A 24,043-nucleotide genomic window follows, 5' to 3' on the forward strand; every position below is an offset into this window, starting at 1 on the left:
GCTCAGTGCGCGTGGCTGGCGCTGGCCTTGCCCTGCTCGGCCTTCAGCACGAAGGCGTTGCGCGCGACATAGCGGGTGCCGGCGGCCAGGCCCGACAGCACTTCGACCTGCTCGCCGGAGGCGCGGCCGAGCTTGACCGGCTGCGCCAGGAAGCCGCCCGGCGCTTCGACGTACACCACCGATTCGTTCTCGACCGTCTGGACCGCGTCGGCCGTCACCGCCACCGGCACGTCGGCGCTGCTGGTGACCACGTTGACGGAGACGAACAGCCCCGGACGCCAGGCCATGTCGGGGTTGTCGAGCGTGACCCGGGCCGTGGCCGTGCGGGTCTGCTGGCCAAGCAGCGAGCCGATGTACGACACCTTGCCGCGGGCCTGGCCGGAGAAGGCCGCCGAGGCGACGCTGGCGGCTTCGCCCACGCGCACGTCCTGCAGGTCCTTGGGCGCGATCACGAACTCGGCCCAGACGGTGCGCAGGTCCGACAGCGTGAAGATGCTGGCGGTGTCGGCCAGCGCCTCGCCCAGGGCGATGTGTTTTTCGACCACCACGCCATCGAACGGCGCGCGGATCTCCAGCCGGCTCAGGTCCTTGGACTGCGGCGGCGCGCCGATGGCCGCCAGCTTCTGCGCGGCGTTCTGCACCGCGATCTGCGCCTCCTGCAGCGCGGTGCGGGCCTGCTGGTAGTCCTGCTCGGCGGATACCTTTTCGCGCCACAGCTTGAGTTCGCGCTGGTGCGTGGCGGCGGCCAGGTCGCGGCGCTTGCTGGCGGCCAGCCATTCGCTGCGCAGTTCCGACAGCGCGGTGCTCGACAGCGCCGCCAGCAGATCGCCCTTCCGGACCTGCTGGCCCAGGTCCGCCGACACCTCCTGCACCACACCGGCCAGCCGCGGCACCACGTGCGCGGTGCGGTCGGCGTTGAATTTGATCTCGCCGGGAAATTGCGCCGCCGTCTCCAGGCGCGCGGGACCGGCCGTTTCAATCGCGAGATCGGCGGCCTCGATCTGCTCGGGACTCAGCGTGATCTTGTCTTCATCATGGTCTTGCGGCGTGGCCGTGCTGTCGGCGGCAACGCGCGTATCGGAGCCGGCGGGGGCCTGGCCGTGCCCGGCATCGGCCAGGGCCGGCCCTGGCAGGGCCAGCGCCAGCAGGCAGGCGGTGGACAGGGCGACGGCCAGCGCCGGACGGGTAAAGGCGGAAAGCGCGGTATGCATGGTCATGGGAAGGTAGGGTTCAACGTCCGAGAATGCGATCGATGTCCGCCGAAGCCTGATAGGCGCTGGCCAGGACGTTCAGGTAGCCGATGTTTCCTTGCGACAGGGTGCGTTGCGCGTCCAGCACTTCCAGGAAGCTCACCTTGCCGGCCTCGAAGCCTTTGCGGGCGCTGTCGTAGGCTTCGGCGGCGCCCGGCAGAACGGTGGCGCGGTACTCGCGCGCCGAGTTGGCGGCCAGGTCGAATTGCGATACGGATTGCAGCAGGTCGGCGGTCAGGCGCGATTCCAGCTCGCGGTACATGTCCTGCGCCTTGTACGACTGCATCGTGGCCGAGTAGACGTTGCCCTGGTTGCGGTCGAACAGCGGCAGCGGGATCGCCACGCCGAACTGCGCCTTGTTGCGGCCCTGCTCGTTGTCGCGGGCCACGCCGGCGCTCAGGGTGATGTCCGGATAGCGCTTGCTTTTCTCGACCTCCAGCTGCGCCCGGCCCATTTCGACCGAGAGGCGCCCTGCCTCCATGCGCGGCGACGTGGCCAGCGCGGCCCGCAGGTCGTCGATGGCCTCGCGCCGCGGCAGCGTGCCCAGGTCGGCGCCGACCTGCGCGAAATCCGGCTGCGGCGCGCCCCACAGTTGTCCCAGCTTGCGGCGCGCGGCCTGCAGCGCGCTGTCGGCCGCGCGCGCCTCGATGCGCGAGTTGGCCAGTTCGACGCGGGCCTTGCTGCTTTCCAGCGGCGGCGCCTTGCCGGCCGCGACGCGCCGTTCGGCCAGGCGCAGGGCGTTCTGCGCGATCTCCACGGCGCCCTGCGAGACGCGCACGGTCTCCTGCGCCACCGCCACGTCGAAGAAGGCGGCGATGACGGCGGCGCGCAGGTCGGCGCGCGCGCTCGACAGGTCGCGCTGGGCAATGTCGCGCGCCAGGCCGGCGGCCTTGACGCGCGCGGCGCGCTTGCCGCCCAGTTCGACCGGCATGCTCAAGGTCGTGGTGGTGGTGCGCGTGGTGCGGCGGTTGTCGTCGATGCCGACCTCGACGCTGGGATTCGGAATGACGCCGGCCTGTGTGAGCTGGCCTTCGCTGGACGCGGCTTCGTTGCGGGCGGCAGCCAGCAGCGGGCTGCGTTCATAGGCGGTCGCCAGCGCCTGTTCCAGCGTCAACACCTGGCCCGCCGGCGTGGCGCGCGGGGAAGGCGTGGGGCTGGCGGGGCCGGGCTGGGCCCAGGCCGGCGTGAGGCACAGGGCCGCCGCCAGGGCGAGCGGTATCGGGGATAAACGCATGAGGTCAACCAAGGGAGAGCGCCACGGACTCGGGCTGAGGCAGGCATTGGTGGGCACTCTATCCAACGGTCCTCGTCAGATCCTCGACAGAAAAATGACATTTCCGTAAGGTTCGCGCGCCTTACGAATTCGTAATCGGCGTGTTGGCGAATTGACGCGGTCGCGTCCTTAAAGTGTCTTCACCGCTTGACAGAAGCGTGCAGGCGCGGCGCTCCAGCTGCCCCGGCAAGTCACTGAAACTGGGAGACCCTCATGAAGCAACGCATTGTCACCACCCTCGCCCTGTGCGGCGCCCTGGCCGTGCCGGCCCTGGCCAGCGCCAACAGCACCTGGCACCAGACCAATACCGAGATCGGCTACAGCATCGCGCCGGATCACGCCACCGGTGGCAAGACCGGCGAACAGGTGGCCAACGAACTGGCCGCCGCCAAGGCCGACAAGCGGCAGTGGTTCTTCCTGACCTACAACAACCTGGCCAAGCCGGGCTGGGCCAAGCAGGGCACGTCGCGCACCCGCGCCGATGCGCTGGCGGAAGTCGAGGCGATGACGCCAGCCGAGCGCGCCCGCCTGGACGCGATCTACACGCCGGGTTGATCGGACCCTTGCCCTTGCCTGCCGCCATCGGCGGCAGAGCCGGCCAGGCGACCGCCGACCGCGACCCGCCGTCCCGCGCCCTGGCGCCAGGACGGCGGACGCCGTTGCCCGCCGTCGCGCACGTAGAATAGGGTGGCGACGCGTCGCGGTTCGTCCCTCTTTCCATTCGGGGCCCCATGAAAATACTGGTCATTGAAGACGAAAAAAAACTCGCTGAGTACCTGCGCCGCGCGCTGACCGAACACAGCTATGTGGTCGATGTGGCGATGGACGGCGTCAGCGGCCTGCACCTGGCGCGCGAAAGCCAGTACGACCTGATCCTGCTGGACGTGATGCTGCCGGGCATGGATGGCTTTTCCGTCCTGCACGAACTGCGCAAGACCGACCGCGTGCCGGTGCTGATGCTGACCGCGCGCGACAAGCTGGAGGACCGCGTCAAGGGCCTGCGTGACGGCGCCGACGATTACCTGGCCAAGCCGTTCGCCCTGTCCGAACTGCTGGCGCGGGTGCTGGCGCTGGGACGCCGCAGCGGCCACAACGTGGCCGAGGCCGGCGGCCAGAACGTGCTGCGCATCGGCGACCTGGAACTCGACCTGCTGCGCCGGCGCGCCTACCGCGCCGGCACGCGGCTGGACCTGACGGCCAAGGAATTCACCTTGCTGGCGCTGCTGATGCGCAAGCAGGGCGAAGTGCTGTCGCGGCTGGAACTGGCCGAGCAGGTCTGGGACATCAATTTCAACAGCAATACCAATGTGGTGGAAGTGGCGGTGCGGCGCCTGCGCGGCAAGGTCGACGACCCCTTCGAGAAGAAGCTGCTGCACACCGTGCGCGGCATGGGCTACGTGCTGGAAACGCGGGACGACTGATGCCGGCGCCGCGCCCCAGATCATTGCGCCGCTGGCTCACGCGCTGGTTGGCGATCCTGACGTTCGCCGGCCTGGGGCTGGTGTGCGTCGCGGTCTATTGGGCCACCAACCGCAACCTGTCGATCCGCCAGGAAGCGCTGCTGGCGCAGAAGATGGAGGTGATCAGGCACCTGGTCGAGGAGAACGCGGCCAAGGGCGATTCGGCCTCGCTGCGCCACAAGCTCGAGGATTTCTTCTACGGCCGGCCCGATTTTTCGCTGGCGCTGGAGATCGATGGCGCCAGGGTGGTCTATGGCGGGCCGGGCGATGGCGAGGCCGGCCATGGCCGCCATATCAATTTCGCGTTGCCGGTGCCCGGATCGCCGGGCGGTTCGACGAATGCCGAACTGGTGCTGGACATCACGTCGGACCTGCATCTGCGCGCGGCCCTGGCGTGGACGCTGCTCGCCTGCGCCTTGGCCGGCGCCATCGTCGTGTCGGCGATTGGCACGCGATTGGTGCGGCGGGCGCTGGCGCCGATCGACGAGCTGGGCCGGCAGGCTGCCCGCCTTTCGCCCGACCGCATCGGCGAGCGGCTCGACGAAAGCCACCAGGCCGAAGAGATCCGGCCATTGGTGCACCAGTTCAACGCAGTGCTGCAGCGGCTGGAGCGGGCCTACGTGCAGATGGAGGGGTTCAACGCCGACGTCGCGCACGAATTGCGCACGCCGCTGGCCACGCTGATCGGCGAGACCGAGCTGGCGCTCAGCGGCAAGCGGCCGGAGGCGGTGCTGCGCGATATCCTGGGATCGAACCTGGAGGAATTGCAGCGCCTGTCGGGCATCGTCAACGACATGCTGTTCCTGTCGCAGGCGGACCGCGGCGCGCAGGCGCGCGGCAGCTGGACGGCAAGCCTGGCGCAGGTGCTGTCGGAAGTGGCGGACTACCACGAGGCCGAGGCCATGGATGCCGATCTGTCGTTCGCGGTATCGGGCGAAGCCGCGGCGCATGTCGACCGGCCGCTGCTGCAGCGGGCGGTATCCAACCTGGTGTCCAACGCCGTGCGCTATGCGCACCGCGGCACGCGCATCGACCTGCTGATCGATCGTGGTGATGAAGGCATCCGCATCGCGGTGCGCAATCACGGTGATCCCATCGGCCAGGAGCATCTGCCGCGGCTGTTCTACCGCTTCTATCGCATGGAAGCCGCGCGCGTGTTCGATGCCAACCACCATGGGTTGGGCCTGGCCATCGTTGCGGCCATCGCGCGCATGCATGGCGGCAGGCCGTTCGCGTGTTCCGAGGGTGGCGTCATCACCATCGGATTCTGGATCGCGGACCGCAACATTACAGAAAACTAATCTTCCCGTGCGGATTCTGTCGCAACGCGTTGCCTAGACTGCTCCTGTTCCCCGCCGCGCCGGTTGGCGGCGCCGGGTGGACGCCTGGGAGCGCTCATGCAGCGATCGAATCGGGCGGCGTGGGCCGCCATATTGGTGGCCGGCCTGGCGGTCGCGATGCCGGTGGCGGCGGCGCAGCCAGCGGCCAGCCCACGCGCGCCGACGGCGCCGGCGGGCGAATGCGAACTGCCGGACTCGACGCGCGAGGCATACGCCGCGCGCCAGGCGCGGGGCGAGGTCACGCGCGCCCAGGTGCGGGCGCAGGTCGAGGTGTGGCGCGCATCCGGCATGGCGCAGCTGTCTCGCGCGCGGCCGTTGCCCGACGTCTACAGCGAACGCTATCGCCAGCACTATGCGGCCTATGCGCGGATGCGAAACGGTCCGGCCTACGCGCAGGCGTTGTGCCAGGAGCTGGGCAATGAGTGAGCGCGGCCCTTGTCACGGCGCGCGCCGACCATGAAACGCCCGCTGCTATCGCGACTGTTGTCGAGCCGGCCCCTCGCCAAGGGGTTGCGGATGCTCTATCGCCACACGCGGCCACCGGCCCAGCGCCACAACGCCGTGCTGTGGCCCTTTGTGCGGGTGCAACGCGATCCGGCCGGCCGCCTGTCGGGCTGCGCGTTGCGGGGCGCGACCGGCCCGGGCCTGTTGCCGCTGGCCATGGTGGCGCGGCGTATCACGGCCGCGGCGCACCTGATCCTCAGCGGCCCGTCGGTGGCCCGCATCGACTACGACCAATGCGTGCTGGAGACGGTGATGGGCGTGAATGGCTCGATCGCGCTGCGCCAGAGGCACCCCGGCTTGCGCTTCGACTACTACGCCATGCTGGATGCGGGATTCGTGCGTCGCCGCCGTGATCTGGTGGCGCAGGTGCTGTCGCAGGACCTGCTGTTGTTCGTCACCCCCGAGGTCTATCGCTGGATCGCGTTCCTGTTCGATGCGCGGCGGATACGGTGTTCCATCGCGCTGTTCGAGGAGGTGCACCAGCGGGCCCAACAACCGCGCGCCGACCCGGATGCGCTGGCGCGTGAACTGGAAGGCGATGCCGGGCTGGTGCTGTTCGATGCCCACCATCCGGAACATGCGCACGGCTTCAGCCTCGACCCGCCTCGCGGGCTGTTCGGCGGAGGCACGGTGGCGTACACCGCGCTGCAGCTGCTTGCCTGGCTGGGCGCGCCCACGGTGTATCTGCATGGCCTGGACCTGACGAGCGCGGCGGGGCCGCGCTTCTATGAGCATGGCGGCGCGGCGCTGGCGACGGCGCTGGACCGGCAATTCGACGGGCACATCGAGCCGGCATTTCGCCGCGCGGCCGCCCTGCTCGCGGCGCGCGGCGTCAAGGTCTACAACCTGTCCGAGGCCAGCCGCCTGGGGCCGGACGTATTCGAGAAGCGGCACTGGCGCTGCCTGCTGCCACCCGGGACGGCCACGGGAACGTTTGCGGAATCCGATTGATGAAGATCCTCTATACCAATTTCCACCAGGGCGACGGCGGCGGCCATACGACCTACGTCATTTCGCTGGCGCGCATGCTCAGCGGAAAGGCCGACATCACCATTGCCGCGCCATGCGGCAGCCGCCTGCTGGATGAAGCCGGCGCTCTGCCCGGCGTGCGCGCGATCGCGCTGCAGTTCAAGGGCGCGCCCGCCCGGCAATGGCGCGCGCTGCGGCAGTTGCGCGCGCTGCTGCGGGCCGAGGCATTCGACGTGGTCCACGTCAATGGTTCGGCGGACCACCGTCTGTGCATGCTGGCGTCGATGGGCATGGGGCCGTTGCGTCCGTTCATGGTCTATACCCAGCACAACGGCCGCCATCCGCGCAGTCTTGGCACGCGGCTGCGGGCCGGGCTGGCGACCGACCGGGTCATCTGCGTCAGCCAGCATACCTTCGACGGCATGCGTCGTTCGGCGTTCCGGCCGGCGGACCTGCGGCTGGTGCGCAACGGCGTGGATACCCGGCGCTTTCGTCCCGCGTCGCCGCATGAGGCGGCCCTGGCGCGCGAGCAGTTGTTGCCGGCGGCGCTGAGGGACCGGCTGGTGGTGGGAAGCCAGGCGGGCACCGCCGCCTACAAGAATTGGCTGGATATGGTCGCGGCCGTGGCAATGCTGCCCGAGGCGCAGCGGCGCCAGATCGCCGTCCTGATTGCCGGCCAGCCGCCCAGCGCGGCCGACCTGCAGCGGGTCGACGAGATGGGCATGCGCGACGCGGTGGTCTTCACGGGTTTGCTGCAGGACGTGCGGCCGCTGCTGGCGGCGACGGACCTGGGCTTCGTGCTGTCATCCAGTCTGGAGACGATCTCGTTTGCCTGCCGCGAAATGATGGCGGCCGGCAAGCCCGTCATCGTCAGCGACACGGGCGGGCTGGCCGAGAATGTCGTCAACGGCAGCAGCGGCTGGATCGTTCCGGCCGGCGCGGTGGCGCGCGTGGCGGAGATACTGGCCGATGTCCTGGAAAACCGGATTCTGCTGGACTGGATGGCGGCGGCGGCGCGGCGCAAGGCGGTCAGGGATTTCTCGCTGGAGACCTTCGTGCGCGGCACCGAGTTGGTCTACGCTGAAAGCGGGCGCGCCGCGCTGCCGCGCCAGGACCTGGCCCCCGCTTGGAGGGGGCCAGGCCCGCAGGCTCATTCGCTGTAGGTCTTGGTGCTGTAGAGGTCGATCGGCAGCAGGTTCAGCACCGGCAGGCCGGACACGGGGTCCCTGGCCTGCTTGTCGATGTAGGCCTGCAGCACGTCGGCATCCAGCACGCCGATGTCCTGGCGCCGCGCCGCCGGCACGTTGGCGAGAGTCTTGTAGCCGTCGCCGCCGGTGGCGTTGAAGCTCAGGACGAACAGCTTGTAGGTGCGGTTCAGGTCCAGCGGCAGCCAGTTGCCGCTGGCGTTGTCGCGCACCTCGATGTTCGACACGCGGCTGCCCTGGGCCAGGGCCGCATTCACATCCCAGCGCAGGCCGCCCGCGTACGGGTAGGGGCCGGTGGAGCCGCCGGGGCCGTAGACCGCCTGCATCCCGTCTTCCAGCATGTTCTTGACCTCGGCGCCGGTGACATCCAGGCGCCACAGCATGTTGCCGAACGGAACCACCTCGATCACGTTGGCCGCGGTCACGTTGCCCAGCAGCGGCACGCGCACGCCGCCGCCGCTTTGCAGCGAGATATCGGCGCCGCCATAGTTGGCATTGGCCACTTCCAGGTAGGCCTGCGCGACGAGTTGCTGGATGTCGCCACCGTGCAGACTGACGTTGCCGAGCGTGTTGCAGGCGACGCTGGAACGGCCGTAGTCGCGCGAGCCGGGGCCGCCGGGGACGCGCCGCGAGCACAGCTCCTGCGGCACCGTCGCCACCAGGCTGGCGCTGAACGCGTCGACCTTGGCCTTGAAAGGCTGCAGCACGGCCGTGGCCTGCGCGTCCGGGGCCTGCACGCGCAGGAAGCCGCTGGCGGCCGCGTCGGCCACGATGGCGGCCTGGTCGGCCGAGGCGGGCGCGGCCCCGCCGATCTTGAAGGTGTCGCCCATCAGCACGTGGGGCGTGCCGGCGCAGGCGGTCACATCGCCATTCGCGTCGAAGCTCACCTTCAGTTCGCCGACCACCTGCGAGTATTCCCAGGCCTGCACCAGGCAGACGAGCTTGCCGTCCTTGTTGCGCAGTTCGGTGGGGTACGCGCCGGCGGGCGAGCCGACGCCATAGGTGGACAGCGCGGCCGGGCCCAGCAGGGTGTGCGAGTCGCCGCCGACCACCACATCCACGCCGCTGAGGTTGGGAATGATCCGCTTGTCGTAGTCATAGCCGATGTGGCTCATCACCACGATCTTGTTGACGCCTTGCGCGCGCAGGGCGTCGATCTGCTGCTGCGCGGCGGCGGTTTCGTCGGAGAACAGCGTGTCGGGGTCGGGGCTGGACGACTGCTGCGTCTTGTTGGCGATGGTCAGGCCGACCAAGCCGATGGGCTGGCCGTCGCGTTGCAGCATGATGGATGGCTTGACCATGCCAGGCGCGCGCGACGGATTCAAGGCCGAGTTGGCGCCGAAGGTGACGTTGGCGCTGAGCACGGGCGTCTGGCATGTGCCGGAGTGCAGCAGTTCGACGAAGCGCTTCAGGCCGCTGTCGCCCTTGTCGAACTCATGGTTGCCCAGCGTCATGGCATCGAAGCAGACCGTGTTCATCAGGGCGGCGTCGGCCTCGCCCGGTTCGCCAGCGCGATTGAAGTAGAGCGTGCCGGTGGTGGCGTCGCCGGCATGCAGCTTGAGCACGTTGGGCGCCTGAGCGGACAGCGCCTGGAAGGCGGCCGTCACGCGCGGGAAGCCGCCGATCTCGGCATTGACCGTGACGCGCGAACCCGCGGCGTTCAGCAGCTTCAGGTCTTTTTTCTTGCTGTCCAGGTTGGAATGATGATCGTTGATGTGCAGGATCGTCAGTTCCATCGGCCGGCTGGCGAGCGGCGCGGGATTCGGCGCCGGGCCGGCCGGCGTGTCGTCATCGTCGCTGCCCCCGCAACCGGCCAGCAGCGCCACCAGGCTCAATGCGGCCGCGCCGGCCGTCCTCTTCCACGTGATCATTCGCGAGCATCCCTCTGTCTTCGGAGGGCGCATGGTCGCGGGCCGAGATGACGTGAAGATGAATGACAGGCCTGTCACATCGATCGTGGCGGCTGTCGCGGATCTGTCATGCAAAAGAAGCGGGCCCGGCGCGCAAACGCCGGGCCCGCGGGGACGTCGGTCGGCGCGTCAGTAATGGATCACGGTACGGATCGACTTGCCTTCATGCATCAGGTCGAAGGCCTCGTTGATGCGGTCCAGCGGCAGCGTGTGCGTGACGAACGGGTCCAGGTCGATCTTGCCGCTCATCGCGTCCTCGACCATGCCGGGCAGCTGGGTGCGGCCCTTGACGCCGCCGAAGGCCGAACCGCGCCAGACGCGGCCGGTGACCAGCTGGAAGGGGCGCGTGCTGATTTCCTGGCCGGCGCCGGCCACGCCGATGATGATGCTCTCGCCCCAGCCCTTGTGGCAGCATTCGAGCGCGGCGCGCATCACGTGCACGTTGCCGATGCATTCGAACGAGAAGTCCACGCCGCCGTCGGTGAGTTCGACGATGACCTCCTGGATCGGCTTGTCGTGGTCCTTGGGGTTGATGCAGTCGGTGGCGCCCATGGCGCTGGCCAGCACGAACTTGTTGGGGTTGGTGTCGACCGCGATGATGCGGCCGGCCTTGGCCTGCACCGCGCCCTGGATCACCGCCAGGCCGATGCCGCCCAGGCCGAACACGGCCACGGTGTCGCCTTCCTTGACCTTGGCGGTGTTGTGCACCGCGCCCAGGCCGGTGGTGACGCCGCAGCCCAGCAGGCAGACCTTCTCGTGCGGCGCGGCCGGGTTGATCTTGGCCAGCGAGATCTCGTTGACCACGGTGTATTCGCTGAAGGTCGAGCAGCCCATGTAGTGGTAGAGCGGCTTGCCCTCGTAGCTGAAGCGCGAGGTGCCGTCGGGCATCACGCCCTTGCCCTGGGTGGCGCGCACTTTCTGGCACAGGTTGGTCTTGCCCGACAGGCAGAACTTGCACTCACGGCATTCGGCCGTGTAGAGCGGAATGACGTGATCGCCCGGCTTGAGCGAGGTCACGCCTTCGCCGACCTCGACCACCACGCCCGCGCCTTCATGGCCCAGCACGGCGGGGAACAGGCCTTCGGGGTCGTCGCCGCTCAGGGTGAAGGCGTCGGTGTGACAGACGCCCGTGTGGGTGATCTGCACCAGCACTTCGCCGCGTTGGGGCGGCGCGACGTCGATTTCAACGATTTCCAGCGGCTTGCCAGGGCCGAATGCGACGGCGGCGCGTGATTTCATGGGAGGCTCCAGAAGGTCGGATGGGGTTATTTGAGGTAAGAGCGGACGATGCGCATGACCTGGTCGATTTCCGCTTCGGGTTCGAGCGTGGCGCCGGGTCGTCCGCCCTGGGCGGATTGCAGGAATGTCTCGCGCAGATGGCTTTCGAGCACTTCGGCCATCAGTCCCGTGGCCGCGCCGCGCAGGGCGGCCAGCTGTTGCAGCAGCGCGCCGCATTCCGTGCCTTCGTTGACGGCGCGCTCCAGCGCCAGCGCCTGGCCCTGGATGCGGCGCAGGCGGGTGGTGACGCGCTTTTTCTCTGCGGGGGAATGGGGCACGGCGGGCTCCGGTAGATACAGGGGGGGAGTATACGTGGACATTGCCAGGGCGTCCAGCGCGGGCCGCCTGTCTGTACATGTCTAGGGCCCTATAATCGCCATTCGTCCAATGGCACGACACAGGATTACACGTGGCCTCTCACCCGCCCCGCTTGCCGCCCCAGGCCAGCGCCCTGCCGGCGCCACTTTATGCGCAGCTCAAGCAGATGATCGCGCAGCAGATCCGTACCGGCGCGTGGCCGGCGCATTACCGCGTGCCGTCGGAAAGCGAGCTGGTGCAGGAACTGGGTTATTCCCGCATGACCGTCAACCGGGCGTTGCGCGAGCTGACGGCCGAAGGCCTGCTGGTACGGATGCAGGGCGTGGGCACGTTCGTGGCCCAGCCCAAGGCCCGGTCGGCGCTGTTCTCCGTCAACAACATCGCCGACGAGATCACGGCGCGCGGCCATCGGCACCACAGCCGCGTGGTGCGCCTGGTCGAGGAGCCGGCGGGCAGCGAGCAGGCGGCGGCGCTCGACATCCGCGAAGGCCAGCCGGTGTTCCATTCGCTCATCGTGCACTTCGAAGACGATGTGCCGATCCAGCTCGAAGACCGTTACGTCAACGTGCGGCTGGCGCCCGACTATCTCAAGCAGGACTTCACCCAGCACACCCCCTATGAATATCTGACGCGGGTGGCGCCGTTGACCGAGGGCGAGCACGTGGTGGAAGCCATCGTCGCCAAGCCGCGCGAGTGCCAGCTGCTGCAGATCGACCGTAGCGAACCCTGCCTGCTGATCCGCCGCCGCACCTGGTCGGGCGAGCGCGCGGTCACGCTGGCGCGCCTGATCCATCCCGGATCGCGCCACCGCCTCGAAGGAAAATTCACCACATGATTTCGCATGACGTGCGCCTGTACCGGGCACAAGACTATCCCCGCATGCCCTGGCGCAATGGCGGCGGCACCACCCAGGAAGTGGCCTGCAACGATGGCGGCAGCACGAGCGCGTTCGAATGGCGCCTGTCTATCGCCGACGTGGCGCAGGACGGCGGCTTTTCGCTGTTCAGCGGCCTGCAGCGCATCATCACGGTGCTGGAAGGCGCCGGCATCGCGCTGACCGTCGACGGCCGCGCGCAGCCGCCGCTGCGGCCGCGCGAGGCCTACGCCTTTTCCGGCGATGCCGCCGTCGATTGCCGGCTGCTGGACGGCCCCATCCGCGATTTCAACCTGATCTACTCCCCGCGCCATTACCGCGCCCGCCTGCAATGGATCGGCGCCGCGCGGCACTGGCGTTTCCACAGCGCGGCCAGCACCGTGCTGCTGCTGAACGCGGGCGGGCCGCTGACGGTGTGGCGCGACGGCCAGCCGCTGCCAGCGCCGGCGCGCTATGACTGCCTGCACATCGAGCGTACCGCGCTCGATGCGCAGCGCGACGGCCTGGCCGAATTCCGGCTGGAAGCCCCAGGCGCGCTGGACGCCTGCCTGATCGAACTGCAGCCGCGCCGGGGCTGAACGCTGCGGCCCGGTTTCGGCCGGGAATGCGGGAAATCCCCGATCGGTGAATTGGTCTTGCGAGCTTGTATATACAAGCATAGGCATCCTATGATTCCGGCAACAGGCCGCGCGTCAATGCACGACGCGCCAGGCCCCGGATCATGGAGACTGCCTTGGAAAAATCGAACCGATACCGCGATGTCGAGATCCGCGCCCCGCGCGGCAACCAGCTGACGGCCAAGAGCTGGCTGACCGAGGCGCCGCTGCGCATGCTGATGAACAATCTCGACCCGGAGGTGGCCGAGAACCCGAAGGAATTGGTGGTGTATGGCGGCATCGGCCGCGCCGCGCGCGATTGGGACTGCTATGACCGTATCGTCGAAACGCTCAAGCGCCTGGAAGCGGACGAAACCCTGCTGGTGCAGTCGGGCAAACCGGTGGGTGTGTTCAAGACCCACGCCAACGCGCCGCGCGTGCTGATCGCCAACTCCAACCTGGTGCCGCACTGGGCCACGTGGGAACACTTCAACGAACTCGACGCCAAGGGCCTGGCCATGTATGGCCAGATGACCGCCGGCAGCTGGATCTACATCGGCAGCCAGGGCATCGTGCAGGGCACCTACGAGACCTTCGTCGAGGCCGGCCGCCAGCACTACGGCGGCGATCTCGGCGGCCGCTGGGTGCTCACCGCCGGCCTGGGCGGCATGGGCGGTGCGCAACCGCTGGCCGCGACGCTGGCCGGCGCCTGCTCGCTGAACATCGAGTGCCAGCAGGCCAGCATCGACTTTCGCCTGCGCACCCGCTATGTGGACGAGCAGGCCACCGACCTGGATGACGCCCTGGCGCGCATCGCCCGCTACACCAGGGAAGGCCGCGCGGTATCGATCGCGCTGTGCGGCAACGCCGCCGAAGTGCTGCCCGAGCTGGTGCGCCGCGGGGTGCGTCCGGACATGGTCACCGACCAGACCAGCGCGCATGACCCGCTCAATGGCTATCTGCCCGCCGGCTGGACCTGGGCCGAGTACCGCGAGCGCGCCCGCAGCGAACCGGCCGCGGTGGTGAAGGCCGCCAAGCAGTCCATGGCCGTGCACGTCAAGGCCATGCTCGCGTTCCAGAAGCAGGGTATCCCGACCTTCGACTACGGCAACAACATCCGCCAGATGGCCAAGGACGAGGGAGTGGCCAATGCCTTCGATTTTCCAGGGTTCGTGCCGGCCTACATCCGCCCGCTGTTCTGCCGCGGCGTGGGCCCGTTCCGCTGGGCCGCGCTGTCGGGCGATCCGCAGGACATCTACAAGACCGACGCCAAGGTCAAGGAACTGATTCCCGACGACGCGCACCTGCATCGCTGGCTCGACATGGCGCGCGAGCGCATCCGCTTCCAGGGCCTGCCGGCGCGGATCTGCTGGGTTGGCCTGGGCCAGCGCGCCCGCCTCGGGCTGGCGTTCAACGAGATGGTGCGCAGCGGCGAACTGTCGGCGCCCGTGGTGATCGGCCGCGATCACCTGGATTCCGGCTCGGTGGCCAGCCCCAACCGCGAGACGGAGGCCATGCGCGACGGTTCCGACGCGGTGTCCGACTGGCCATTGCTCAATGCGCTCTTGAATACCGCCGGCGGCGCCACCTGGGTGTCGCTGCACCACGGCGGCGGCGTGGGCATGGGCTTCTCGCAGCACGCGGGCATGGTGATCGTGTGCGACGGCACCGACGCGGCGGCCGAGCGCATCGCGCGGGTGCTGACCAACGACCCGGGCACCGGCGTGATGCGCCATGCCGACGCCGGCTACGACATCGCCATCGACTGCGCCCGCGAGCAAGGGCTGGACCTGCCCATGGTCGATGCCGCGCGCTGAACCGCCCGCAGGCGGCCTCATCCAGAAGAACCAGGGCGCCGCATGGCGGCGTCCGCAAGGAGACAATGCATGGAGCAGGACAGCGCGGTGCCAAAGGGAACGCTGGTCGAGCGGCGCTCGATCGACTTCATCCCGGAAACGGAGCGCCACGGGCGGCTCTACAGCCAGTTCACGCTGTGGCTGGGCGCCAATCTGCAGATCACCGCCATCGTCACGGGCGCCTTGGCGGTGGTGCTGGGCGGCGACGTATTCTGGTCGCTGGTCGGCCTGTTCGTCGGCCAGGTGTTCGGCGGCGCGGTGATGGCGCTGCACGCGGCGCAGGGCCCCAAACTGGGCCTGCCGCAGATGATCTCGAGCCGGGTGCAGTTCGGGGTCTATGGCGCCGCCATCCCGATCGTGCTGGTGTGCCTGATGTACCTGGGCTTCACCGCCACCGGCACGGTGCTCTCGGGGCAGGCCATCGGCCAGTTGCTGGGGGTGAGCGACAGCGCCGGCATTCTGATATTCGCGGCGGTCATCGTGCTGGTGACGGTGTTCGGCTACCGCATGATCCACATCATCGGCCGCGTGGCCAGCGTGCTGGGCCTGATCGCCTTCGTCTACCTGTTCAGCCGCGTGATCGCGCTGGGCGACGTGGGGCAATTGCTGCAGATCCGTCATTTCAGCTGGGCCTCGTTCCTGCTCGCGGTGTCGCTGGCGGCGTCCTGGCAGATCGCCTATGGCCCGTATGTGGCGGACTACTCGCGCTACCTGCCCAGCCGGACCTCTTCGTTCGGGACCTTCCTGGCGGTCGGCCTGGGTTCCGTGCTGGGCGCGCAGATCGCGATGACGCTGGGGGTGCTGGCGGCGGCCATGGCGGCGGGCCAGTTCGCCGGCCGCGAGGTGGCCTACATCGTCGGCCTGGGCGGCGCCGGCGCCACCGCGGCGGCGCTGTACTTCAGCATCGCGTTCGGCAAGGTCACCATCTCGACGCTGAACTCGTACGGCAGCTTCATGTGCATCGCCACCATCATCAGCGGCTTTCGCGGCCATGTGGATATCTCGCGGCGCCAGCGGCTGGTGTTCGTGCTGTTGATCGTGGGCGCGGCCACGCTGGTCGCCTGGCTGGGCCAGCATTCGTTCCTGAATGCCTTCAAGTCGTTCATCCTGTTCCTGCTGGCGTTCTTCACGCCCTGGAGCGCCGTGAACCTGGTCGACTATTACTTCATCAACCGCGAGCGCTACGATGTGGCAGCGCTGTCCGATCCCGATGGCCGCTACGGCCGCTGGAACTGGCCCGGCATCCTGGTGTATGTGTTCGGCGTGCTGGTGCAGATGCCGTTTATCTCGACCAAGCTCTATACGGGTCCGCTGGTCGCGCGCCTGGGCGGCGTCGATATCTCGTGGATCATCGGCCTGATCGTGCCCGGGCTGCTCTATTACGTTTTCGCCCGCCGCGATCCCCGGCCCGCGCCCTGTCCGGCCCCGGCGCGGCGTGGCGCCGACATCGCCTGACACCGCATCCCGTCCTGGAGAACAACAACATGGATCTGCACCTCAAACCCGGCCATCTGACGCTGGCGCAACTGCGCCAGGTTTACCAGCATCCGGGCCGCGTGACGCTGGACCCGGCCGCCTACGGGCCGATCGACGCCAGCGTCGCCTGCGTCGAGCGCATCGTTGCCCACGGCCGCACCGCCTATGGCATCAACACCGGCTTTGGCCTGCTGGCCTCCACCCGGATCGCGCGCGAGGATCTGGAGGCGCTGCAAAGCTCGCTGGTGCTGTCGCACGCGGCGGGCGTGGGCGAGCCGCTGGGCGACGACATGGTGCGGCTGATCATGGTGCTCAAGATAAACAGCCTGGCGCGTGGCCGTTCCGGCATCCGGCGCCAGGTCATCGACAGCCTGATCGCGCTGGTCAACGCGGGCGTCTATCCGCACATTCCTCTCAAGGGGTCGGTGGGAGCATCGGGCGACCTGGCGCCGCTGGCGCACATGTCGCTGTTGTTGCTGGGCGAAAGCCGGGCGCGCTGTGACGGCGAATGGCTGCCCGCGAAGGCGGCGCTGGCGCGCGCCGGCCTGGAACCCCTGACGCTGGCGGCCAAGGAAGGCCTGGCGCTGCTGAACGGCACCCAGGTGTCGACCGCCTACGCGCTGCGCGGCCTGTTCGAGGCCGAAGACCTGTTGGCGGCCGGCCTGGTATGCGGCAGCCTCAGCGTCGAGGCCATGCTCGGCTCGCGCGTTCCCTTCGACGCCCGCATCCACGAAGCGCGCGGCCAGCCCGGCCAGATCGACGTGGCCGCGGTATACCGCGACCTGCTGACCGAAGACAGCGAAGTCGGCCATTCGCACGTCGATTGCGGCAAGGTCCAGGACCCCTATTCGCTGCGTTGCCAACCGCAGGTGATGGGCGCCTGCCTGACGCAGGTCCGCCATGTGGCGCAGGTGTTGCAGATCGAGGCCAACGCCGTCTCCGACAACCCCCTGGTGTTCGCCGAACAGGGCGACGTGCTGTCGGGCGGAAATTTCCATGCCGAGCCCGTGGCGCTGGTGGCCGACAACCTGGCCCTGGCGCTGGCCGAGATCGGGGCGCTGTCCGAGCGCCGCATTTCGCTGATGATGGACAAGCACATGTCGCAGTTGCCGCCATTCCTGGTGAGCAATGGCGGCGTCAACTCGGGCTTCATGATCGCGCAGGTCACCGCGGCCGCGCTGGCCAGCGACAACAAGGCCCTGGCCCATCCGGCCAGCGTCGACAGCCTGCCGACGTCGGCCAACCAGGAAGACCACGTATCGATGGCGCCCAACGCCGGCAAGCGGCTCTGGCCGATGGCCGACAATGTGCGCGACATCCTGGCGATCGAATGGCTGGGCGCGTGCCAGGGCCTGGATTTCCGCGCCGGCTTGAAGACATCGCCCAAGCTGGAACGCGCGCGCGGCCTGCTGCGCGGGAAGGTGGCGCACTACGAGAAGGACCGCTTCTTCGCGCCCGACATCGAGGCGGCCAGCCGATTGATCGCGGACCGCCACCTGAACGCGCTGATGCCGCCGGGCCTGTTGCCCAGCCTTTGACCATGTCGATGACGGGAGTGACGCGATGAAACAGGTCTGGCGCAATTGCCACGCCGCGACCATGGCGGGCGGGGAATACGCGACGATCGAACGGGCCGCGCTGGTGACCCGCGGCGATCGTATCGAATGGATCGGTCCCGAGGCGGCGCTGCCGCCGGACGGGGACGCGCCCGTGCACGACCTGGCTGGCGCCTGGGTGACGCCCGGCCTGATCGATTGCCATACCCACCTGGTGTTCGGCGGCGACCGCAGCCAGGAATTCGAGCAGCGCCTGCAGGGCGTGGACTACGCCGTGATCGCGGCGCAGGGCGGCGGCATCGCCAGCACCGTGCGGGCGACCCGCGCCGCTTCGGAGCAGCAGTTGTACGCCAGCGCGCGGCGCCGCGCGCTGCATCTGCTGCGCGATGGCGTGACCACGCTGGAGATCAAGTCGGGCTATGGCCTGGATCTGCCCAACGAGCGCAAGATGCTGCGCGTGGCGCGGCACCTGGGACAGACGCTGCCGTTGACCGTGCGCGCCACCTGCCTGGCCGCGCATGCCCTGCCGCCGGAGTTCGCCGGACGCGCCGACGACTACATCGACGAGGTCGCGCGCCGCATGCTGCCGGTGCTGGCGGCCGAGGGGTTGGTGGACGCGGTCGATGCGTTCTGCGAACACTTGGCATTCTCGCCCGCGCAAGTCGAACGCGTATTCCAGGCCGCGGTCCAGCTGGGCCTGCCGGTGAAGCTGCACGCAGAACAGTTGTCGTCGCTGCATGGCGCCAGCCTGGCCGCGCGCTACGGCGCGCTGTCGGCCGATCACCTTGAATACCTGACCGAGGCGGACGCGCGCGCCATGGCGGCAGCCGGCACGGTGGCGGTGCTGCTGCCCGGCGCGTTCTACGCGCTGCGCGAAACGCAATTGCCGCCGGTCGAACTGTTGCGCCGCCACGGGGTGCCGATCGCGATTTCCAGCGATCTCAACCCCGGCACCTCGCCGGCGCTGTCGTTGCGGCTGATGCTGAGCATGGCCTGCACATTGTTCCGCCTGACGCCGCAGGAGGCGCTGGCCGGCGCCACCGTGCATGCGGCCCGCGCCCTGGGCCTGCAGGCGACGCACGGCGTGCTGGCCGCCGGCATGATGGCGGATTTCGTCGCCTGGGACGTTGCTCATCCGGCCGAATTGGCCTATTGGATTGGCGGCGACCTGCCCAAGCGGGTCATCCGCCACGGCGTCGACGTCCACGCGGCCACGCTGCAATAGCGCGGCCGCGCGGTCGCCGGAGATCAACGGCCCGCGGCCGGTCAGGCCGGCAGGGCCAGCGTGTCGCGCACCGGCAACGCCAGCGGCGCCGGGTCCTGCTGGCCGGCGGGCAGGCGGAAGGTGCTGACCGAGTGCTGCAGGCGCTGGGCCTGTGATTCCAGCGAGGCGGCCGCGGCGGCGGCCTGTTCGACCAGCGCCGCGTTCTGCTGCGTGACGTGGTCCATCTGCGTGACCGCGGTATTGACCTGCCCGATGCCGGTGACCTGTTCACGCGAGGCGGCGGCGATGTCGCCCACCAGCACGGTCAGGCGCTCGATGGCGAGCTGGATCTCTTGCATGGTCCGGCCGGCGGTTTCCACCTGCGCCGCGCCGGCCTGCACGGTTGCGCCGGACGCGCCGAGCAGCTGTTTGATTTCCTTGGCGGCGCTGGCGCTGCGCTGTGCCAGCGAACGCACTTCGCCGGCAACCACGGCGAAGCCCTTGCCCTGCTCGCCGGCGCGGGCGGCTTCGACCGCGGCATTCAGCGCCAGTATGTTGGTCTGGAACGCGATTCCGTCGATGACGCCGACGATATCCTCGATACGTCCCGAGTCCTGGGCGATCTCGCGCATTGTGGCGACCGCGCTCTGCACCGCCGCGCCGCCGCGACGAGCCACTTCCGAGGCCTCGGCGGCCATGGCGTTGGCCTGGCGCGCGTTGTCGGCGTTGCTGGTGACGGTGGACAGCAGTTCCTCCATGCTGGCGGCGGTCTCTTCGAGGGAGGCGGCCTGCTGTTCGGTGCGGCTGGAAAGGTCCTGGTTGCCAGCGGCGATTTCACTGGAGCCGGTGTTGATCTCGGCCACGCCGTCGCGCACCGCGTGCACCGTGCGCACCAGGCTGGCCTGCATTTCCTGCAGATAGGGAATCAGCTGGCCGACGCAGTTCCTGCCATAGGGCGCGATGGGCGCGGTCAGGTCCCCGGCGGCGATGTGCTGGAAGTGGCGCTTGACCTGGTCCAGCGGCTGGCGCACGAAGCGCACCACGTAGCGGTCGCCCAGAACCAGCAGCAGCAGGCAGATGCCGAGCAGCACGCCGATGCCCGTGTAGGCCTGCTGGCGTTCCCGCTGCGCGCTGTTGCGCAGGGCGTCCTGGCGTTCCTGCGCATAGGCCTCGTAGTTCTCGATGGCCTTGCCGAAGGCGCGGCTGGCGGCGATGACCGGGCCGGCGGCGTGCGCGCGGGCCTTTTCGAGGTCCTCGGCCGCCAGGAAGCCGCGCTGGATCGCGATGCCATCGTTGACCAGCGCATTGAAGCCGCCTTGCAGCGGTTCGAGTATCGAGGCGGGCGCGCTGTCCTTGGCCGATTCGAGGAAAGCGGCCTGATTCTTGCGGGCGGCCTCCAACGCGGCGTCGATCGCTCGGCCTTCTTCCGCCGCGGGGGCGGCCAGACCGTCGCGGACGTATTCCATCTGGCGCGCCAACCGCAGGCGGGCGCGCATGATCTGGTCGTTGACGCGGGAGAGGGATGAGACTTCGTTCAGGAGTTCATAGCTGGCGGCGAGCGCTTCACCGGAGCTTTGCAACCCTTTTACGCTGATGGCCGACTGGCCGGCTAGCAGGACACTGATCGTGAGCAGCGTGCACAGGATCATGCGGCGGATGGTGATGTCTTTCAGGAACTGTGTCATACGCGTCATTCAGGGAGGTACGGGACTACACCCGGACAACGGCCCGCCCTGAACGAATATTTAGCGCGTGTTGCACATCTTACGTATGTGTCTGGCGATCACCGATATATAACGACATTAACCGCAATAAAACGGCGATTTCAACGCGCCGCCGGCGCATCAGCGGGCTCGACCGCGCCGAAACGCAGCCGCGCGAAGCTGGCCAGGCTGGCCAGCGCGGCGCACAGGCCGCCCAGCCACAGCGCCATCACCGCGCCATGGGTGCTCGAGACATTGAAGCAGGCGGCCACCAGCGCGGCGCCGCTGGCCTGTCCCAGCAGGCGCACCGTTCCGATCATGCCGCTGGCGCCGCCCGCGCGCGATGGCGGCGCCGAGGTCATGATGGCGCGCAGGTTGGGCGACTGGAAAAACCCGAAGCCGGCGCCGCACAACGCCATGCGCCACGAGATGTCCCATGCGGATGGCGCGGCCGGCAGCAAGGCCAGCGATGCCATGCCCAGGGCCAGCAAGGCCAGGCCGACGCCGCCCAGCATGCCGGCCGGATAGCGGTCCGACAGGCGGCCGGCGATGGGCGCCATGAAGGCCACCACGACCGGCCAGGGCGTGATGAGAAAGCCTGTGTGCACCTGCGTGTAGCCGAGCACGGTCTGGAACAGGAATGGCAGCGACACGAAGGCCAGCGCCTGCGCCGCGAACGCGCATACGGCGGTGGCGGCCGACAGCGCGAACAGCGGCCGGCGCAACAGGTCCACCGCCAGGATGGGCGCGGGATGGCCGGCCTGGCGCCGCATCAGCAGCCACAGGCTGGCGGCCGCCAGGCCCCATTCCAGCGTGACGCGCTGCCACGGCGCACCGTGCGCCAGTTCGTTCGACCCCAGCACGAACAGTCCCAGCGTCAACGCGCACAGCGCGGCGGCCAGCCCGTCGAAACCGTGCGGCGCGCGCGTCGTGGGGGGCAGGCCGCGCAGGCCCAGCACCATGGCCAGCAGGCCGATAGGCACGTTGACCAGGAACAGCCAATGCCATGATCCCAGCAGCAGGATGGTGGAGGCCGCCGTCGGGCCGGCCGCGAAGGACAGTCCCACCACCATGGCGTTCAGGCCCATGCCCCGTCCCAGCACCGGCGCGGGATAGATGAAGCGCAGCAGCGCCGCGTTCACGCTCATGACGCCGGCCGCGCCCAGCCCCTGCAGGATGCGCGCGGCCACCAGCACAGGCAGGGTGGGCGCCAGCCCACAGGCCAGCGACGCCAGCGTGAACACCACGATGCCGACCATGTAGACGCGGCGATGCCCGAGGATCTCGCCGAGCGCGGCAGCCGGCAGCAGGCCGGCGACCATCGCCAGCTGGTAGCCGCTGATGACCCAGATCGAACCCGCGTCGCTGGCCCGCAGGTCGCGCGCAATGGTGGGCAGCGCGGTGTTGGCGATGGCGGTGTCCAGGCTGGCCATGCAGACCGCCAGCATCACGGCCAGCAAGGCGCCCAGGCGTTCGGAGGCCGGCAGGCCCTGGCCTGCGGGGTGGATGGTGTTGCGTGAGAAGGAGAACATGGGATGCCGTGGCCTGGCGCCGGGGCGAGGGGGGCGCCGGCTGTGGGGAAGCGTCGATTCTAGTGCGACATGTCGATTCAACGCTTCGTCAGGCGCCGGCGCGCCTCGGCAGCGCTGACGGCCGATTATCTGGCCGCGTCCGGATAATGCGACCGGGCAGTGACTTTCGCATGCGGCCAGATAATCTCCCGTGCGTAATTTCCAGCCCGGGAAATCCTCCCGTATTTGAATATTGGTTACTAATTGAAATTCTCTAGTGTGCTGAATTACAACAATTTATCCGGCATCGATCCAATCGTGTTTTCATAGGGAACTTCAATTTCTTTTCCCCGATTTTTAATCCGGTTGGTGAGAAGTGGTAAATGTCGGGGATGTTGAATTAAACAAATTGTGCGAAACCGGTTTATTGGCCGTACCATTATTCTTCACGCAGGTCTGACAGTGCAGCGGTATTTCGTGGGAGTGATTCATGAAACGCTTGTCCTTGTGCGCGACGACTCTGACTTTCACCCTGGCGACGGCCGCGGCCTGGCCCGAAGCGGCGCGGGCCCAGACCACGGCCAACATGGCGGTGACGCTGACCATCACCGCGAACTGCACCATCGGTGCGAATAATCTCAGTTTCGGCAGCCACGGCGTGCTCAATACCGCGCTGAACAACACCACCACGGTCAACGTGACCTGCACCAACACCACGCCCTACACGGTGGGCCTGAGCGCTGGCACCGGCACCGGCTCCACCTTCGCCACGCGCTACATGCAGGGCACCACTACCGGCAACACGACGTCCGTGGTGTCCTACCAGTTGTACCAGCCCGCGCCCAACCAGACGGTGGTCTGGGGCGACACCGGCACCGCCGATCGTGTCGGCGGCACCGGCAACGGCTCGTCGCAAGCGCTGACCGTGAACGGCACCGTGCCGGCGCAGACCACGCCCGCGCCCGACACGTATTCGTCCACTGTCACCGCGACGGTGTACTTCTAGTGGCCCGCGTCCTGCGCGGGCTGGCCGTGGCGATATGGGCCGGCTGGATCAGCCTGGCGGCAATGCCGATCCAGGCCGCCACCCTGCAGATTTCGCCGGTGCTGGTGGACCTGGCGCCGCAGCAGGGCGCCTCCGGCATCCTGCTGCGCAACCCGGGCGCAACCCCGATCTACGGCCAGGTACGCGTGTATGCCTGGGACCAGGCGCAGGGCGATGACGTGTTGACTCCCACGCAAGAGATCCAGGCCAGTCCGCCGATCATCCAGGTGCCGCCCAACGGCGAGCAACTGGTGCGCCTGGTGCGCGTGAGCAAGGAACTGGCTCCGATGGAGCAAAGCTACCGGCTGGTGATCGACGAAATCCCCGACCCCGCGACATCGCGCGTCAATGGCGTGGTGCTGCGCATGCGCTATTCCGTGCCGGTGTTCGTCGCGGGCGCCACGCCGGAGCGGGTGCCTGAACTGGCCTGGCACCTGGCCCGGCAGGGCAAGGAATGGGTGCTTCGGTTGGGCAACAGCGGCAGCCGCTATGCCCAGGTGGCGTCGCTGCAGTTGCTGTCGAGTGGTGACACGCCGCTGGCGAAGGTGGACGGCCTGTTGGGATATGCGCTGGCCGGTCGCGAGCGCTTGTGGCGCTTTCCCGCCAGGCATGACGCGGCCGGTCCGATCAGAATACGGGCCCTGGTGAACGGCAGCTTCGTCACCATCACACCGCGAGTCGACTGACCGATTGCGTCCCGCGCCGCCGTGCCGGT

21 protein-coding genes are annotated in these 24,043 nt (G+C 68.5%); 14 read left to right on the forward strand and 7 right to left on the reverse strand.

The features are described from left to right. Positions 1–2: 2 nt before the first annotated feature. On the reverse strand, positions 3–1,217 hold the full coding sequence (locus ACVN9Z_RS08555; RefSeq protein ID WP_458213336.1) for an efflux RND transporter periplasmic adaptor subunit: 1,215 nt from the start codon (positions 1,215–1,217) through the stop codon (positions 3–5). A gap of 13 nt (positions 1,218–1,230) precedes the next feature. After that, positions 1,231–2,484 carry a TolC family protein gene (locus ACVN9Z_RS08560; protein ID WP_458213337.1) on the reverse strand — a complete coding sequence of 418 codons (1,254 nt, stop codon included), beginning with the start codon at positions 2,482–2,484 and terminating at the stop codon, positions 1,231–1,233. 252 nt (positions 2,485–2,736) lie between these two features. Between ACVN9Z_RS08560 and ACVN9Z_RS08565 the strand changes: the two genes are divergently transcribed. The 6 genes from ACVN9Z_RS08565 to ACVN9Z_RS08590 all read left to right on the forward strand — a co-directional run bounded on the left by ACVN9Z_RS08565 (position 2,737) and on the right by ACVN9Z_RS08590 (position 7,959). After that, entirely contained in the window at positions 2,737–3,078 is a 342-nt protein-coding gene (locus ACVN9Z_RS08565; RefSeq protein ID WP_006387256.1) for a DUF4148 domain-containing protein, read from the forward strand. Positions 3,079–3,254: 176 nt separating this feature from the next. Beyond that, positions 3,255–3,944, forward strand: a complete 690-nt coding sequence (locus ACVN9Z_RS08570; protein WP_020925543.1) for a heavy metal response regulator transcription factor — start codon at positions 3,255–3,257, stop codon at positions 3,942–3,944. Beyond that, positions 3,944–5,284 (forward strand): heavy metal sensor histidine kinase, encoded by a 1,341-nt coding sequence (locus ACVN9Z_RS08575; RefSeq protein ID WP_020925542.1) that lies wholly within the window; start codon positions 3,944–3,946, stop codon positions 5,282–5,284. The genes ACVN9Z_RS08570 and ACVN9Z_RS08575 overlap by 1 nt, the downstream gene beginning before the upstream one ends. A gap of 96 nt (positions 5,285–5,380) precedes the next feature. Beyond that, positions 5,381–5,749 (forward strand): hypothetical protein, encoded by a 369-nt coding sequence (locus ACVN9Z_RS08580; protein WP_223308562.1) that lies wholly within the window; start codon positions 5,381–5,383, stop codon positions 5,747–5,749. A gap of 30 nt (positions 5,750–5,779) precedes the next feature. Then, on the forward strand, positions 5,780–6,778 hold the full coding sequence (locus ACVN9Z_RS08585; RefSeq protein WP_024067478.1) for a putative lipopolysaccharide glycosyltransferase: 999 nt from the start codon (positions 5,780–5,782) through the stop codon (positions 6,776–6,778). Beyond that, positions 6,778–7,959, forward strand: coding sequence for a glycosyltransferase family 4 protein (locus tag ACVN9Z_RS08590; protein WP_054498149.1), 1,182 nt, complete (start codon positions 6,778–6,780; stop codon positions 7,957–7,959). Before ACVN9Z_RS08585 ends, ACVN9Z_RS08590 begins: the two co-directional genes overlap by 1 nt. Here the strand turns inward: ACVN9Z_RS08590 and ACVN9Z_RS08595 are convergent. The 3 genes from ACVN9Z_RS08595 to ACVN9Z_RS08605 all read right to left on the reverse strand — a co-directional run bounded on the left by ACVN9Z_RS08595 (position 7,947) and on the right by ACVN9Z_RS08605 (position 11,467). After that, on the reverse strand, positions 7,947–9,872 hold the full coding sequence (locus ACVN9Z_RS08595; RefSeq protein ID WP_458213338.1) for a bifunctional metallophosphatase/5'-nucleotidase: 1,926 nt from the start codon (positions 9,870–9,872) through the stop codon (positions 7,947–7,949). The genes ACVN9Z_RS08590 and ACVN9Z_RS08595 overlap by 13 nt on opposite strands. Positions 9,873–10,040: 168 nt before the next feature. Continuing rightward, on the reverse strand, positions 10,041–11,150 hold the full coding sequence (locus ACVN9Z_RS08600; protein WP_006387263.1) for an S-(hydroxymethyl)glutathione dehydrogenase/class III alcohol dehydrogenase: 1,110 nt from the start codon (positions 11,148–11,150) through the stop codon (positions 10,041–10,043). 26 nt (positions 11,151–11,176) lie between these two features. Next, positions 11,177–11,467 carry a metal/formaldehyde-sensitive transcriptional repressor gene (locus ACVN9Z_RS08605; RefSeq protein ID WP_025139862.1) on the reverse strand — a complete coding sequence of 97 codons (291 nt, stop codon included), beginning with the start codon at positions 11,465–11,467 and terminating at the stop codon, positions 11,177–11,179. 131 nt (positions 11,468–11,598) lie between these two features. Between ACVN9Z_RS08605 and hutC the strand changes: the two genes are divergently transcribed. The 6 genes from hutC (at position 11,599) to hutI (ending at position 19,090) form a co-directional block, all read left to right on the forward strand. Continuing rightward, the gene (hutC, locus tag ACVN9Z_RS08610) at positions 11,599–12,342 is read left to right on the forward strand and encodes a histidine utilization repressor (RefSeq protein WP_172965872.1); all 744 of its coding nucleotides are present in this window, start codon (positions 11,599–11,601) and stop codon (positions 12,340–12,342) included. Beyond that, complete coding sequence (locus ACVN9Z_RS08615; protein WP_054441369.1) at positions 12,339–12,959, forward strand: HutD/Ves family protein; 621 nt, start codon at positions 12,339–12,341, stop codon at positions 12,957–12,959. Before hutC ends, ACVN9Z_RS08615 begins: the two co-directional genes overlap by 4 nt. A 143-nt stretch (positions 12,960–13,102) precedes the next feature. After that, on the forward strand, positions 13,103–14,794 hold the full coding sequence (hutU, locus tag ACVN9Z_RS08620) for a urocanate hydratase (protein ID WP_006387267.1): 1,692 nt from the start codon (positions 13,103–13,105) through the stop codon (positions 14,792–14,794). Positions 14,795–14,863: 69 nt separating this feature from the next. Then, the gene (locus ACVN9Z_RS08625; RefSeq protein ID WP_006387268.1) at positions 14,864–16,288 is read left to right on the forward strand and encodes a purine-cytosine permease family protein; all 1,425 of its coding nucleotides are present in this window, start codon (positions 14,864–14,866) and stop codon (positions 16,286–16,288) included. Between the two features lie 29 nt (positions 16,289–16,317). Then, entirely contained in the window at positions 16,318–17,847 is a 1,530-nt protein-coding gene (gene hutH, locus ACVN9Z_RS08630) for a histidine ammonia-lyase (protein WP_458213339.1), read from the forward strand. A 25-nt stretch (positions 17,848–17,872) separates the two neighbouring features. After that, positions 17,873–19,090: an imidazolonepropionase gene (hutI, locus tag ACVN9Z_RS08635; RefSeq protein WP_006387270.1), complete on the forward strand. Its 1,218-nt coding sequence runs from the start codon at positions 17,873–17,875 to the stop codon at positions 19,088–19,090. 41 nt (positions 19,091–19,131) lie between these two features. Here the strand turns inward: hutI and ACVN9Z_RS08640 are convergent, their stop codons facing one another. Together ACVN9Z_RS08640 and ACVN9Z_RS08645 are read right to left on the reverse strand one after the other, a co-directional pair. Next, positions 19,132–20,754, reverse strand: coding sequence for a methyl-accepting chemotaxis protein (locus tag ACVN9Z_RS08640; RefSeq protein ID WP_457955394.1), 1,623 nt, complete (start codon positions 20,752–20,754; stop codon positions 19,132–19,134). A gap of 140 nt (positions 20,755–20,894) precedes the next feature. Next, complete coding sequence (locus ACVN9Z_RS08645) at positions 20,895–22,304, reverse strand: MFS transporter (RefSeq protein WP_458213340.1); 1,410 nt, start codon at positions 22,302–22,304, stop codon at positions 20,895–20,897. 469 nt (positions 22,305–22,773) lie between these two features. Here ACVN9Z_RS08645 and ACVN9Z_RS08650 point away from each other — a divergent pair, with 469 nt between their 5' ends. Both ACVN9Z_RS08650 and ACVN9Z_RS08655 read left to right on the forward strand, forming a co-directional pair. Continuing rightward, on the forward strand, positions 22,774–23,289 hold the full coding sequence (locus ACVN9Z_RS08650; protein ID WP_006387274.1) for a Csu type fimbrial protein: 516 nt from the start codon (positions 22,774–22,776) through the stop codon (positions 23,287–23,289). Next, positions 23,289–24,014, forward strand: coding sequence for a fimbrial biogenesis chaperone (locus ACVN9Z_RS08655; RefSeq protein WP_080684455.1), 726 nt, complete (start codon positions 23,289–23,291; stop codon positions 24,012–24,014). Before ACVN9Z_RS08650 ends, ACVN9Z_RS08655 begins: the two co-directional genes overlap by 1 nt. The last annotated feature ends 29 nt before the right edge of the window (positions 24,015–24,043 follow it).

The organism is Achromobacter sp. KK8 (genome assembly GCF_054188005.1).